A 13,828-nucleotide genomic window follows, 5' to 3' on the forward strand; every position below is an offset into this window, starting at 1 on the left:
TTCTGTATGTTAAATTGCTCCGTATCGTCTTTGTCTTTTCTGGTATTCCAGGATAGCCTGATCAAAAACTTCACCATCGAAGTCAGGCCACAGTAAGTTTGTAAAATAAAATTCACTGTAGGCATTCTGCCACAGTAGAAAATTACTTAACCTCTGTTCGCCGCTGCTTCTGATGAGCAAATCAACATTCTGGTATGGAGCGATCGATCGTGTAAATAAATGTTCTTCAATGCGTTCTTCAGAAATATCACTGCAGGAGATTTCTTTATTCAAAACCTTCTGGCACAGAGCCTGTGTCGCCTCGACGATTTCAGCTCGTCCACCATAGTTGAAGGCAAAGTTCAGTACCATTCCTGTATTGTCTTTGGTCTGATCCATTGCTCTGCTGATCGCTTTCTTAGTAGAATGAGGAACTTTTTCTTCAAACCCGATCATATTCACTTTCACATTCTTTTCCTGCAGTTCAGGTACGAAACGGTCAAAGAAGCGGATAGGCAGCTGCATGAGAAAATGGACTTCCTGAGGAGGCCTTTTCCAGTTTTCAGTTGAAAAAGCATATAGCGTGAGCACTTTTACTCCTCGTTCACTCGCACGCATCGTTACTCTGCGTATCGCTTCCATACCTTCTTCATGTCCAAACTTTCTGGGTTTGCCCTGTTTTTGAGCCCATCTGCCATTGCCATCCATAATGACTGCAACGTGATCTGGAATGTTTTTTTCTTGTTCACTCATAATAATCGGTGCTTAGACTAACTGCACCATACCTCCTAAAGTCTGTGACATCTCTTCTATTGTAGTAAAAAAAAGCATGAATTACCATTAAATATTATATAAGAATAAACCGTCCTGATCCTAATAGTTTATCAGAAAAGGCTGGTTTGCTATACTATATGTAGAAATATTGTCGTTTAAAAAAGTTTATAAAGGGAGGAACGCCCACATGAAACGTATAAGTAAATACCTGATGGGTTTAGTTGTAACGGCTGTTGTCACTAAACTCGTCAATAAATACATCATCGATAAACTGTAATCAAAAAGAAGAAAAAGGAGAGTAAGCTCATAAACTTAGAGAATGACACCTTGAACGGGCATTCTGTTAAGTTTCCCTGTGCTACTCTCCTTACTTTTTTAACCTTCGATCTTAACCTTCAATAATTTCTTTTTCTTTTTCGGAAGATAATTTGTCGATAGCTTTGACACTTGCATCTGTCAGTTTCTGTACTTCTTCTTCATACTGACGCAGATCGTCTTCGGTCAGATCACCGGATTTTTCTGCTTTTTTAAGTGAATCCATGGCATCACGACGAATGTTACGTACCGCGATTTTTGCATTTTCAGCTTCTTTGCCCACTTGCTTGGCAATTTCTCTACGGCGTTCTGCAGTCAGCGCAGGAACAACTAATCTGATAACGTTCCCGTCATTGGAAGGTGGAATACCGACATCCGACTGGTTGATCGCTTTTTCAATGTTACCTAAAGCACTTTTATCGTAAGGCGTGATCAGAAGTACACGAGGCTCAGGAACAGAAATCTGTGCCAGCTGGTTAAGTGGTGTCGGTGCCCCGTAATACTCGACATTTACACGGTTCAACAAACTTGGATTAGCGCGCCCGGCTCTGATCGAACCTAATTCTCTAATATAAGCCTGTTCTGATTGTTTCATACGTGCCTGTGTTTCTTTCAAAATTTCCTGTGTCATTATTTTTTCCTCCTGACAGTTGTTCCGATCGTTTCTCCCAGAACAACACGCTTGATATTTCCTTTTTCATTCAACTTGAATACGACTAGAGGGATATCATTGTCCATGCTTAATGATGAAGCCGTTGTATCCATGACCTGAAGTGATTTATTTATAATATCGAGATAAGTCAGTTCCTCATATTTAACGGCATCGACATCGATGTTCGGATCCGAAGAATAGACCCCATCCACATTGTTCTTAGCCATCATGATGACATCCGCCTGCATTTCAGCAGCTCTGAGTGCCGCCGTTGTATCTGTAGAGAAGTACGGGCTTCCCGTTCCTCCGGCAAAAATGACGACTCTGCCTTTTTCCAGGTGTCTGATCGCTTTTCTTCTGATATAAGGTTCAGCGACCTGTCTCATTTCGATCGACGTCTGAACACGCGTAGGCACCCCGATGTTTTCAAGTGCGTCCTGCAGGGCCAGTCCGTTCATGATCGTTGCGATCATACCCATATAATCTGCCTGAGAACGTTCCATTCCCATTTCTGCCCCAACATGACCGCGCCAGATATTTCCGCCACCCACTACGATAGCTATCTCAATGCCCAGTTCATGTACTTCTTTAATTTCCTGACAAATTTCGTGAATGGTTGGTGGTTGTATACCAAATCCGGTATCACCAGCAAGTGCTTCACCACTTAGTTTCAATATAACGCGTTTGTATTTCGGCTCATCCATAAAATCTTTCCCTCCATCATTCATACACAATAATTTTACCATATTTAACAGGTAGCGTCATTAATAAATCTTACAATCATAGCGTTATCACTCTAAAAAAAAGCAGGGATAGTTAACTATCCCTGCTTTACTCTTCTTATTTTTTACCTAATTGACTTTGTACTTCAGCAGCGAAGTCTTCAGAACGTTTTTCAATTCCTTCTCCGACTTCATAGCGGATGAATGATTTGATTGAAGAGTTGTTCTCTTTCAAGTATTCTCCAACTGTCAAGTCAGGATTTTTAACGTAAGGCTGATCGACCAAGCTTACCTCAGCCAACCATTTGTTCAAACGTCCCTGAACCATTTTTTCAACGATGTTTGCTGGTTTGCCTTCATTTTTAGCTTGTTCAGTCAATACACTTAATTCGTGATCTCTGTCTTCTTGAGCTACATCTTCACGTGTAATGTATTTAGGATTGATAGCTGCAACGTGCATGGCAACGTTACGTGCTACTTCTTCGTCAGCGCCTTCTAATACAGTCAACACAGTGATACGTCCACCCATGTGCTCGTAGTCACCAAACACATCGTTGTCTGTTTTTTCAACGACTGCAAAACGACGGAAAGTGATTTTTTCACCGATCGTTGTTGTTGCTTCAGTGATCGTGTCCTGGATCGTTTCACCATTCAATTCCAGTTTCAAAGCATCTTCAACAGAAGCAGGGTTTTCCTGTGCCACTGTTTTAGTGATACCTTTAACTAGGTTCTGGAATTTATCGTTTTTAGAAACGAAGTCCGTTTCAGAGTTGATTTCAGCGATCGCTGCAACATTACCTTCAACGTGAATGTTTGCTAATCCTTCAGCCGCAATACGGTCTGCTTTTTTAGCTGCTTTAGAAACGCCTTTTTCTCTTAGGTAGTCAACAGCTGCGTCCATATCGCCATCAGTTTCCACTAATGCTTTTTTCGCATCCATCATACCTACGCCTGTTTTATCACGTAATTCTTTAACTTGAGCCGCTTTAATATTTGCCACTATTTTTCTTCCTCCTCAGTAGATTATGATTCTAACCTGTAAGTTTAAATTATTCGTTGTCGCCTTCTACAACTTCAACGATTTCATCTAAAGAATCAGATTTAGCTTCTTCTTCAAAGCCTTCTTCTCCCTGGTTACCTTCGATAACAGCGTCAGCCATTGTTTTAGTTAATAATTTAACTGCACGGATAGCGTCGTCGTTTGAAGGGATGATGACATCGATATCATCTGGATCACAGTTTGTATCTACCATTGCAACGATAGGAATGTTCAATTTTTGAGCTTCTTTAACTGCAATGTGTTCTTTACGAGGATCTACAACGAACAAGACATCTGGTTTGCCAGGCATGTCTTTGATTCCGCCTAAGAATTTGTCTAAGCGGTCACGTTCTTTGATCAATAGACCAACTTCTTTTTTAGGTAAGACTTCGAATGTTCCGTCTTCTTCCATTTTTTCTAAATCTTTCAAACGTTTGATACGTCTTTGGATCGTGTCCCAGTTAGTTAACGTTCCACCCAACCAACGGTGGTTGATGTAGAAAGCGCCGGCTCTTTGTGCTTCTTCTTTGATCGCATCTTGAGCTTGTTTTTTAGTTCCTACAAAAAGAACAGTTCCGCCATCTTCTGCAACTTCGCGTACATAGTTGTAAGCTTTGTCGATCAGCTTAACAGTTTTCTGCAAGTCGATGATGTAAATACCGTTTCTTTCTGTAAAGATGAAAGGTTTCATTTTAGGGTTCCAGCGTCTAGTCTGGTGTCCGAAATGTACCCCTGATTCTAATAATTGTTTCATTGATACTACTGCCATTTGTCATTCCTCCATTTGGTTTTTGTATTTTCCTCCCCTGACGTCATCTGCCTGAACACTCCATGGCATACAGAGCACCATTCAAGGCATCGGTCAAGGTGTGAAATCAGTGCGTTATGCACCGCCATTAAGTATACAACATTCATCAGCATAATGCAATAAAGTGTTAAAAAAATCTTGCTAATTCGACTAACCTATCGCATACTATTAGAAGAAATATGAAAAGGAAGTGACGACTATGTTTTTCTCATTTGTACGCAGTATCATTCTGGTACTTGTCTGGATACTGAATGGCAAGTTTAAGGTGATCGGCAAAGAGAACCTCCCACAGGATGACAATTACATTTTAATCGCCCCACATCGTTCATGGATCGATCCGGTCTATCTTGTTCTGGCGACCACGCCCAAGCAGTTCAGTGTCATGGCCAAAAAAGAACTGTTCAAGAATCCAGTTTTCAGATGGATCATTACGCACATGAATGCTTTCCCGGTCGATAGAGACAATCCCGGCCCAAGCGCCATCAAAACCCCTGTCAAATCCTTAAAAGAAACCGATCTGGGTCTGATCATTTTCCCGACAGGCACGCGTCATTCAAATGAATTGAAAGGTGGCGCCGTGACTATAGCCAAGTTGAGCAAGAAACCGATCGTCCCTGCTGTATACAGCGGTCCTTTAACCTTCAGTGACTTGGTGAAACGTAAAAAAGCTGTTGTCCGTATCGGCGAGCCTTTCTATGTGGAACGTAAAGTCGAAGGCATTAAAGACACGAACGCATACTATTCTGAAAAGATCCAGCAGGCGTTTGAAGAACTCGACCGAAACTAGAATCTTATACTTGATCAGAACAGGCTGGCGCTGCTGCGTCAGCCTGTTTCATTATAAAGGTTCATTTATGCTGAAATAATGAAACGATCGTTGCGCTATATATCAGTATTTCCTTCTATTTATGACGGTATTGTTCGCTCACGGACCACTACACTCATCAGTGAACAGATTCCGCTCTCGAATGTCGTGCTCGGTAAACATTTGAACCATGAGTGAACATTTTTCTCCACATGATGTCGCACTCACGAACCACGACTCCCCCCAGTGAACAGATTTCGCTTTCAAATGTCGTACTCATAGACCACACCTCTATCCAGTAAACAGTTTTGGCCCCCGAATGTCGTACTCATGGACCACTACTCTCATCAGTGAGCAGTTTCCTCTTCAGAATGTCGTGCTCGGTAAGCATCTGAACCATGAGTGAACATTTTTCTCCACATGATGTCGCACCCGCTCACAGTATCTCTTTGACTTGACACTTTTCATCACTCCCCCCTCTTTGTATGACCAGCTCGTCAGCTTTCCGGCGATGACTTTGTCATTTGCAGCATAAAATGACAAGCTCATCTAAGCTTTATTCCTGACTGAGCCATTCTTGACGCAAAATGACAAAGTCAGTAATAATTTCACTCCGGGCTTGTCATTTCAGGGGTACGATGACAAGCTCATCATGACTCCCATCCTCGACTCTGTCATATTTTTTCCAAAATGACAAGCTCAAAAATATTTTAACCATGACTCTGCCATTTCTGATTCAAAATGACCGGCTCAAAATATTTTCCTTCTCCACCTGGTCATTTCAAGCTTAGAATGACAAGCTCGGCAACATTCGACGCCTGACACTGTCATTCCGAGCATAAAAAGACAAAGTCATCCAATAAATCCTGCTCACTTTGCCGTCTGAACTTCAGAACCAGCAAAAAAGCAGCGGAACGTTCATCCTAAGATGACGTTCCGCTGCAGTCATGCGTTCTTATTCATTTATTGTGTCTGTAACCCAAGATTCTGAAGTTCGTACATGTCTTTATATTGTCCACCGCTATCGATGAGCTCATCATGTGTGCCGCGTTCAATGATATGTCCGTTATCCAGTACGAGGATCTGGTCAGCATCTCTGATCGTCGACAATCTGTGAGCGATCGCAACTGTGGTACGCCCTTTTCTCATTCGCTGTAGACCTTCTTGAATGAGTGCTTCGGTTTCCGTATCGATATTGGCCGTCGCTTCATCCAGTATAAGGATCTTCGGATCTCTGACGATCGTACTGGCAAACGAGATCAGCTGCTTCTGTCCACTTGAGAAGCTGGCTCCACGCTCGACCACTTTGGCATCATACTGCCCCGGAAGTTCTTCGATAAATTTGTCTGCCTGAACGAAACGTGCCGCCTCAATGATTTCTCTGTCGGTGATCGATTCATTCAGTAAACGGATATTATCTTTGATTGTTCCGTAGAAAAGGAAGGAATCCTGAAGGACGAGTCCGGTACGCTGACGCAGTTCACGCATGGGAAACTCTTTGATCGATCTGCCGTCGATCAGGACTTCCCCTTCACCAAAATCGTAGAAACGCATCAGTACATTGATGATGGAAGACTTCCCGCTTCCCGTATGGCCGACCAGAGCGATGGTCTCGCCTGGATTGACGGTGAAGGAAATATTTTTCAGTACGTTGTTCTTGCCATCATAAGAAAATGATACATTCTTGAATTCGATTTTTCCTTCTTCGATATGCGCGTCTTCCTTATCCAATTGCGCCGGTGCATACTGCTCATTGTCCATGACCGTCAAGATCCGGCTGCTGGATACGATACCGTCCTGGAACAAGCTCATGCTGTCCATAAGGCGTGTCAGTGGCCGGAAAAAGTTGTTGGCGTAAGTCGTGAATGCATAAATGATCCCGACTTCGACCGGACCCGTCAGTGCTTCCAGGCCAAAAATCGTCAAAATAACGACGGCTGACAAGGTATAAAGCAGATTGATGACCGGGCTCAAAAGCAGGGCATTGATTTTCGTCATTGAAAAACGCGAATCAAAGTAAGACTGGTTCGTCTCCTCGAATTCCTTCTGAAGACGTTTCTCCTGACGGAACTGCTGGATGATCGAGATCCCATTGATCGTCTCAGCCAGCTTCGTATTCAGCAGACTCAGTTTCGACTTCATTTCACTGTAAGTCTTTGAACTGTAAACCTGATAGATACGTATCACGATGAGTAACACCGGTGCAAAAATCAGGATCCAAAGTGTCACGGTCACATCCAAGAGGAACATCGCTCCTAATGAAATGACGACACCAAAGACTCCCTGCATGATGTTCAAAAAGACGTTCCAGAAATCTTTCATTGCTTCCGTATCATTAGTGACACGCGTGATGAGCCAGCCTGTCGAGGTCTGGTCAAAGAAGCGCATCCCCAGTGTATGAAGCTTTTCAAATAGCTGATTACGGATGTTCTGGACCGTTTTCTCTGAAGCCATATTGAAAAGATACAATTCCAGATACCAGACAGTCAACCGGATCAGCGTCACACCAAAGTGCAGCCCTGCAAAGGTTAGAATGATCGAAAGTGACAAATCGCCTGTCGTCAAATGATTGTCGATAAACAGCTGAATGATACGCGGTAGTGCAGCTGTCGATATAGCAAGAGCGACACTGAAAAAGATAGCAACAGCAAACTGCTTCTTATATGGCTTGCCGAAGGTCATGATGCGTTTCAGGATATGCATCTGCTCTTTGAAAGGTATGGATCGTCTAACTGACAACTCTTTCTGTTCCATCATTAGTAATCCTCTCCTTCCAGTTTACGTTCCAGCTGCTGCTGATTATACATATCTTCATACCAGCCGCCATGAGCAAGCAGTTCGCTGTGCGTGCCTCGCTCGATGATCGTGCCCTTCTCTATAACGATGATTTCTTCGGCATGCATGACGGAACTGATCCGGTGCGCCGCAATGATCGTTGTCTGACCTTCCCGGATCTCTTTCAAGCCCGATAAAATCGACTCCTCAGTTTTGGCATCCACTGCAGATAATGAATCATCCAGGATCATGAGCTCAGGGTTGATCAGAATGGCGCGCGCAATGGAAATACGCTGTTTTTGACCGCCAGAAAGAGAGACGCCTCGTTCCCCTACTTCGGTATCATAGCCTTCTGGTAATTCCATGATATCGTCATGAATATCAGCCAGTTTAGCAGCTGCTTCGACAGCTTCCTGGGACAATGTCGGATCAGCAAAGCGGATGTTTTCTCTGATCGTTGTCGAAAAGAGATAGTTATCCTGTGGGACATAACCGATTTGTTTTAAAAGAGCATCAAGTGTGTAATCCTTGATATCGTACCCGCCATAACGGATCGTTCCTTTATAGTTATCATATTCGCGCAGGAGCAGTTTCATGATCGACGTTTTGCCGGCACCGGTTTTACCGACGATCCCTAAAGTCTGCCCCCGTTCGATATTGAATGACACATGATGCAGAGCAACCATTTCGTCGTCCGGATAACTGAAAGCGTCGATATCGAATGAAAGTGTGCCTGAAATAGGTTCATCGATCGCCCCTTGTCTTTCATTGATCGCACTGTCTTCTCTTAAAAGATTTTCAATACGGTCATAGCTTGCCGATCCGCGTTCGATGATGTTGAACAAACGTCCGATAGCGAACATCGGCCAGACCAGCATACCGATATAATTGATGAAGGTGACAAAATCACCGATAGAAATTTCATCTCCCATAATAAGGTATCCACCGACAATGATCGTCAGGACATAAGAGAGCCCCATGATCAGCGTGATAGCCGGGTCAAAAAGCGAATCGATTTTATAAACTGCTTTGTTTTTCAAAACGACATTATCCGTCTGATTCTCGAATTTCTCGACATCTTCCTTTTCCTGACCAAACGTCTTCATGACTTTGATCCCTTGAATGCTTTCCTGGACTTTATCATTCAACTGAGAAAAGGCAGCTTGAGCATCCCTAAACCGCAAGTGCAGACGCTGGCCTAGAATACGTGACGTCAGTGCCAGAAATGGCAAAGGAATGACGGCGATCAGTGTCAGACGCCAGTCAACGACGAACAGCATAGCCAAAAGCGTTGTCAGCCCTACGCTTATGGCATCTGCCATCGTCAGGACTCCCCCACCGGCGACCATGCGCAGCCCACGCAAGTCGTTGGTTGCATGCGCCATTAAATCGCCGGCTCTGTATTTCTGGAAAAATGTATTATCCATGTTTGTAAAATGGTCGTATAACTGTTTTCTGACTATTTGTTCCAGCTTGGCGGCATTCCCCCATATATTCACACGCCACATGTACCGCAAAATATACTGCAGCACAGCTGTAGAAGTCAAAATGAGCATCCACTGCAGTAATGATTGTTCAGTCAAGACATCTGTCTCGATCTCATCTACCACGATCCCGATGATCCGAGGCGGTATCAGCTGCAGAACAGCCACGATCATTAAACCTGCGACCCCTAATAAATAGGATTTTTTCTCTTGCTTGAAAAACCATCCTAACCGTTTAAATATATCCATAATTCTAATCTCCCACATTTTACATTTTTCTACCGGTTACATTCTTCAATGTGACAATATGTCATATTGGGTTAAAGTTGAACGGACAGGCTATCTGTCCGTCAATTCAACCTATTTCTTTTTGTTTTTTGTGCTTTTACTTTTCTGTTGCGTCTTCATCTGGCTCATCATCTGATTGATTTTTCTTTCAGAAGGTTTCTGACCCATCTGCATCATCATCATGCGCAGCATGTTTTCATCGATAGGAGGATTTTTCTCAAAGTAGTCCATCATATATTTTCTGGCAATGAAGAATCCGCCAGCAAGTCCACCGATCAGTGCCAATAAAATTAATACTATCGCTAACCACATATCCATACATATTCACTCCTCTCAGCTATTACTTGTTACTAATAAACCTGTCGCCCGTTTTATACATTCCAATAAAACTGCTCACTGAACTATTTTACACAATTAACATGGAAAAATAAACCTATAAACGTAATTTAGTGTATATTATACGTTTGATTCAAGATTTGATTTTTAAAAAACTTCCTTTCAATTAAGAAATTGAAAGGAAGTTTTCCAGATCTTTATTCAGTATTTGAACGATTTAGCTGTTTAAAGATAGAAAAGTGTTCACAACGTTCTCAGGTGTAAAGCCGTAAGCTTCAACAACTGCTTCGCCGTTACCACTGGCACCGAATTTATCTATAGCCATCACTTTACCGGCATCTTTGACATATTTATGCCAGCCGAATGATGAGCCCATTTCGATCGCTACACGATTTTTAACAGCACTTGGAAGAACTGACTCTTTATACTCGTCAGACTGATCTTCAAACAAGTCGAAACTTGGCATTGAGACGACTGATACGTCTTTGCCTTGTGCTTTAAGCTCTTTTTGAGCATCCATTGCCAATGAAACTTCTGACCCAGTCGCGATCAGGATGCCGTCCGGTGTTTCTTTGTCAGCTGGTGACAGGACGTAGGCGCCTTTTTTAAGGTTTTCTCTAGCCAATTCTTTTGAACCGGCAAGGACTGGAAGATTTTGACGAGTCAACACAAGCATGGTTGGTCTGCTTTGTGAAGTCAGTGCAACTTCCCATGCAGCTGCTACTTCGTTGCCGTCAGCAGGTCTCACAACAGATAAGTTGTGCATGCCGCGGAAACTTGAAAGCTGTTCGACAGGCTCGTGTGTCGGACCGTCTTCACCTACAGCAATAGAGTCATGTGTCATGACATAAATAGCTGGGATTTCTGATAAGGCAGCTAAACGGACAGCTGGTCTCAAGTAGTCAGTGAATACGAAGAATGTTGAGACGTAAGATTTGGTCCCTCCATGCAGCATGATACCATTTAAGGCAGCAGCCATGGCAAATTCACGTACACCGTACCAGATGTTGCGTCCTTCATATTGTCCAGCCTGGAAATCTTCAACACCGTCGATGGTTGTTTTGTTAGATCCAGACAAGTCGGCAGATCCGCCCCATAGGTTAGGAACAGCTTTAGCGATGGAATTCAACACTTCACCACTTGTTGAACGTGTAGCAGCAGCCCCGTCGCCTTCTGAAAAGACTGGCAGTTCTTTATCCCAGTTCTCTGGTAATTTACCAGACAATGAATCTTCAAACTGGGCAGCTAGATCTGAATGGGTATTGCGATAGTCTTCAAGCTTTTTGTTCCATTCTGATTCAAGTTTATCGCCTTTATCGATCATGTGCTCTTTAAAGCGTTTAGCTACTTCTTCAGGGACGAAGAAATCTTCGCCTTCCCATCCGTAAGCTTTTTTAGCTGCTTCAACGCCTTCAGGTCCTAATGGTGCACCGTGGACATTATGTGTTCCAGCGTTGGGCGCTCCGAAGCCGATAACTGTTTTGATTTCGATCAAGGTTGGTTTGTCTGTTGATTCTTTTGCTTTTGTGATCGCTTTGTCGATAGCGTCCAGATCGTTGCCATCTTCGACTAAGATATGTTCCCATCCATAAGCTTCAAAGCGTTTGCCGACATCTTCCGTGAAAGCTTTAGATGTTGGTCCGTCCAGCTGAATGTCATTGGAATCGTATAACATAACCAGTTTACCCAACTTAAGGTGTCCGGCAAGAGATGCAGCTTCTTGAGATACACCTTCCTGAAGATCGCCGTCTCCACATAATGCATAGGTGTAATGGTCGACGATAGAATAGCCCTCTTTATTGTAAGTAGCTGATAAGTGTGCTTCAGCCATTGCCATACCTACCGCATTCGCGATACCTTGTCCAAGCGGTCCAGTTGTTGCTTCCACGCCGTCTGTGACATGTACTTCTGGGTGCCCTGGTGTATTGCCTTCAAGTTGACGGAAATTTTTAAGATCGTCAACACTGACCTTGTAGCCAGACAAGTGAAGCAAGCTGTAAAGCATCATAGAACCGTGTCCTGCACTTAATACGAAACGGTCACGGTCGAACCATCTCGGGTTTTTAGGATTGACATTCAAGTGACGTGTCCATAATGTATACGCCATTGGTGCTGCCCCCATAGGTAACCCCGGGTGACCTGAATTTGCTTTCTGTACGCCATCAATACTTAATGTACGAATCGTATCGACTGCCATTTGATCGGTTTTATCGAACAATGAACTTCATTCCTTCCGTTTGTTTAAAATTTAAACTCACTATATTAGTGTACTATCATTACGCTTTCATTTCAATGTAAACTCTATCAATAGAAGAAAACGTAAGTGGCGTTCACCCACGATCGTGAAGGCCTTTATCTTTCTGGATTTCCTTCACTTTATCAGGAGTCACATCGTTTCCGTCAGGATCTACTATTTTCATGCCTTCTATATGGTTTCTCATACCAGAACGGAACGCTTTGATGTACTCGTCTCTTAAACCTTTTTGTTCCTGCTTTTCCTCATCAGTTAAGCCGTCATTGCGCTCTTTTCTTACTAATTCATTGATGCGGTCGAGCTTTTGTTTCTCAAGCATGTTATCCTCCTTACACCATTTAAGTCATTTATTTCTCACATTACCTATCATACCATTTGTGACAATAAAGTGGTAGTTATAGATAGCATTCTCATTTATTTATCAAAATAATGACATTTTTCCAGGTATAGCTTCTAAGAATTCCACTCCCCTCCTTTTATTCGAACATTCGTTTGATTCAGGGTATATACTATGCTATACTTTAATAAAATATAGAACGGTTGTTCCATATACTGAACAAATAACAGAGAGGGTTTTAGTATGACGACAAGAGGGCGTAAAGGTGAGAAACAGCTGGAGATCCTGAATTTCATCTATAAACAAGTAAAAAAGAAAGGTTATCCACCTACTGTTAGAGAAATCGGTGAAGCCACGGCACTATCATCTACCTCTACAGTGCACGGACACCTGGCCAGACTTGAAAAAAACGGCTTTATCCTGCGTGACCCTTCTAAACCGCGAGCCATTGAATTTACTCCTTTAGGACTGGATAAGCTGGGCATCGACCCGGACGAGGATAAGATCCCCCTTCTGGGTATCGTCACAGCCGGGGAACCGATCCTTGCGATCGAAGAAGCAACGGACTACTTCCCTATCCCCAATGACCTTGAGATAGAAAAAGGCAATCTGTTCATGCTGACCATTCGCGGAGACAGTATGATGGATGTCGGCATTTTAGACGGCGACCAGGTCATTGTCAGAAAACAGGAAGCTGCCAATAATGGTGATATCGTTATCGCTATGACTGATGAAGATGAAGCGACCTGTAAACGATTCTACAAAGAAGCCAATCATATCCGATTACAGCCGGAGAATGAAACGATGGCTCCTATCATACTTAATGATGTAAAAATCCTTGGGAAAGTTGTTTCATTATACAGAAGTCACATTTTTTAAGAAATATCATACGAAATGAAAAAGGCTGGGATAAAAACTCCCGGCCTTTTTGCTTTTTTGAAACTGTTGGAGAGTGAGGACATTCAGATGAGTGATTTCGCTGCATGACAACCACTTCCTAGTGAATCACGGTATCAACTGGTCACTAAACGGCTATTGTGACTACTTCCTGTAAATTTACGGTGTGAACTGGTTACAAAACTGCAGGAGGAATGTTTTTCCTTGACTAAACGTAGGAAAGAGGCTGGGGCAGAAATGTCCCAGCCTCTTTCGTGTTTCCTTATCGATTCCTCCCGCAAACGCGTGATAAAAACCAGTCCGTCTTCCGCTTTATCATAAGTCGATGCTTTGCCGTTTTACATGAGATAGCTAGATCTCCTG

12 protein-coding genes are annotated in these 13,828 nt (G+C 43.0%); 2 read left to right on the forward strand and 10 right to left on the reverse strand.

Features of this window, described 5'->3' with window-relative positions:
- Positions 1 to 9 precede the first annotated feature (9 nt).
- The 5 genes from AB4027_RS07020 to rpsB all read right to left on the reverse strand — a co-directional run bounded on the left by AB4027_RS07020 (position 10) and on the right by rpsB (position 4,250).
- Positions 10 to 732 (reverse strand): isoprenyl transferase, encoded by a 723-nt coding sequence (locus AB4027_RS07020; protein ID WP_091485709.1) that lies wholly within the window; start codon positions 730 to 732, stop codon positions 10 to 12.
- Between the two features lie 409 nt (positions 733 to 1,141).
- A complete protein-coding gene (gene frr, locus AB4027_RS07025; protein ID WP_091485711.1) occupies positions 1,142 to 1,699 on the reverse strand; it encodes a ribosome recycling factor in 558 nt (185 codons plus the stop codon).
- Complete coding sequence (gene pyrH, locus AB4027_RS07030; RefSeq protein WP_368644825.1) at positions 1,699 to 2,424, reverse strand: UMP kinase; 726 nt, start codon at positions 2,422 to 2,424, stop codon at positions 1,699 to 1,701. Before pyrH ends, frr begins: the two co-directional genes overlap by 1 nt.
- A gap of 136 nt (positions 2,425 to 2,560) precedes the next feature.
- A complete protein-coding gene (gene tsf, locus AB4027_RS07035) occupies positions 2,561 to 3,442 on the reverse strand; it encodes a translation elongation factor Ts (RefSeq protein ID WP_368644826.1) in 882 nt (293 codons plus the stop codon).
- Positions 3,443 to 3,491: 49 nt separating this feature from the next.
- Positions 3,492 to 4,250, reverse strand: coding sequence for a 30S ribosomal protein S2 (gene rpsB, locus AB4027_RS07040; protein WP_091485719.1), 759 nt, complete (start codon positions 4,248 to 4,250; stop codon positions 3,492 to 3,494).
- A gap of 238 nt (positions 4,251 to 4,488) precedes the next feature.
- Here rpsB and AB4027_RS07045 point away from each other — a divergent pair, with 238 nt between their 5' ends.
- Positions 4,489 to 5,076 carry a lysophospholipid acyltransferase family protein gene (locus AB4027_RS07045; RefSeq protein ID WP_368644827.1) on the forward strand — a complete coding sequence of 196 codons (588 nt, stop codon included), beginning with the start codon at positions 4,489 to 4,491 and terminating at the stop codon, positions 5,074 to 5,076.
- Between the two features lie 981 nt (positions 5,077 to 6,057).
- Here AB4027_RS07045 and AB4027_RS07050 read toward each other — a convergent pair.
- The 5 genes from AB4027_RS07050 to AB4027_RS07070 form a co-directional block, all read right to left on the reverse strand.
- Positions 6,058 to 7,851 (reverse strand): ABC transporter ATP-binding protein, encoded by a 1,794-nt coding sequence (locus AB4027_RS07050; protein ID WP_368644828.1) that lies wholly within the window; start codon positions 7,849 to 7,851, stop codon positions 6,058 to 6,060.
- Entirely contained in the window at positions 7,851 to 9,602 is a 1,752-nt protein-coding gene (locus AB4027_RS07055) for an ABC transporter ATP-binding protein (RefSeq protein ID WP_368644829.1), read from the reverse strand. Before AB4027_RS07055 ends, AB4027_RS07050 begins: the two co-directional genes overlap by 1 nt.
- A 111-nt stretch (positions 9,603 to 9,713) precedes the next feature.
- On the reverse strand, positions 9,714 to 9,959 hold the full coding sequence (locus AB4027_RS07060; RefSeq protein WP_091485730.1) for a YneF family protein: 246 nt from the start codon (positions 9,957 to 9,959) through the stop codon (positions 9,714 to 9,716).
- Between the two features lie 235 nt (positions 9,960 to 10,194).
- The gene (tkt, locus tag AB4027_RS07065; RefSeq protein ID WP_368644830.1) at positions 10,195 to 12,195 is read right to left on the reverse strand and encodes a transketolase; all 2,001 of its coding nucleotides are present in this window, start codon (positions 12,193 to 12,195) and stop codon (positions 10,195 to 10,197) included.
- Positions 12,196 to 12,307: 112 nt separating this feature from the next.
- A complete protein-coding gene (locus AB4027_RS07070) occupies positions 12,308 to 12,550 on the reverse strand; it encodes a DUF896 family protein (protein ID WP_091485735.1) in 243 nt (80 codons plus the stop codon).
- 261 nt (positions 12,551 to 12,811) lie between these two features.
- On the opposite strand from AB4027_RS07070, the gene lexA reads away from it, so the two are divergent.
- Positions 12,812 to 13,447: a transcriptional repressor LexA gene (gene lexA / locus AB4027_RS07075; protein ID WP_091485738.1), complete on the forward strand. Its 636-nt coding sequence runs from the start codon at positions 12,812 to 12,814 to the stop codon at positions 13,445 to 13,447.
- The last annotated feature ends 381 nt before the right edge of the window (positions 13,448 to 13,828 follow it).

Source organism: Alkalibacterium putridalgicola (assembly GCF_040959045.1).
Classification (GTDB): Bacteria; Bacillota; Bacilli; order Lactobacillales; family Carnobacteriaceae_A; genus Alkalibacterium; species Alkalibacterium putridalgicola.

Excerpts from the sequence above, each read along its gene's own strand:
- pyrH (WP_368644825.1), bottom strand. The coding sequence starts at position 2,424 with ATGGATGAGCCGAAATACAAACGCGTTATATTGAAACTAAGTGGTGAA.
- AB4027_RS07070 (WP_091485735.1), bottom strand. The coding sequence starts at position 12,550 with ATGCTTGAGAAACAAAAGCTCGACCGCATCAATGAATTAGTAAGAAAA.
- AB4027_RS07060 (WP_091485730.1), bottom strand. The coding sequence starts at position 9,959 with ATGGATATGTGGTTAGCGATAGTATTAATTTTATTGGCACTGATCGGT.
- frr (WP_091485711.1), bottom strand. The coding sequence starts at position 1,699 with ATGACACAGGAAATTTTGAAAGAAACACAGGCACGTATGAAACAATCA.
- AB4027_RS07050 (WP_368644828.1), bottom strand. The coding sequence starts at position 7,851 with ATGATGGAACAGAAAGAGTTGTCAGTTAGACGATCCATACCTTTCAAA.
- AB4027_RS07055 (WP_368644829.1), bottom strand. The coding sequence starts at position 9,602 with ATGGATATATTTAAACGGTTAGGATGGTTTTTCAAGCAAGAGAAAAAA.
- rpsB (WP_091485719.1), bottom strand. The coding sequence starts at position 4,250 with ATGGCAGTAGTATCAATGAAACAATTATTAGAATCAGGGGTACATTTC.
- AB4027_RS07020 (WP_091485709.1), bottom strand. The coding sequence starts at position 732 with ATGAGTGAACAAGAAAAAAACATTCCAGATCACGTTGCAGTCATTATG.
- AB4027_RS07045 (WP_368644827.1), top strand. The coding sequence starts at position 4,489 with ATGTTTTTCTCATTTGTACGCAGTATCATTCTGGTACTTGTCTGGATA.
- lexA (WP_091485738.1), top strand. The coding sequence starts at position 12,812 with ATGACGACAAGAGGGCGTAAAGGTGAGAAACAGCTGGAGATCCTGAAT.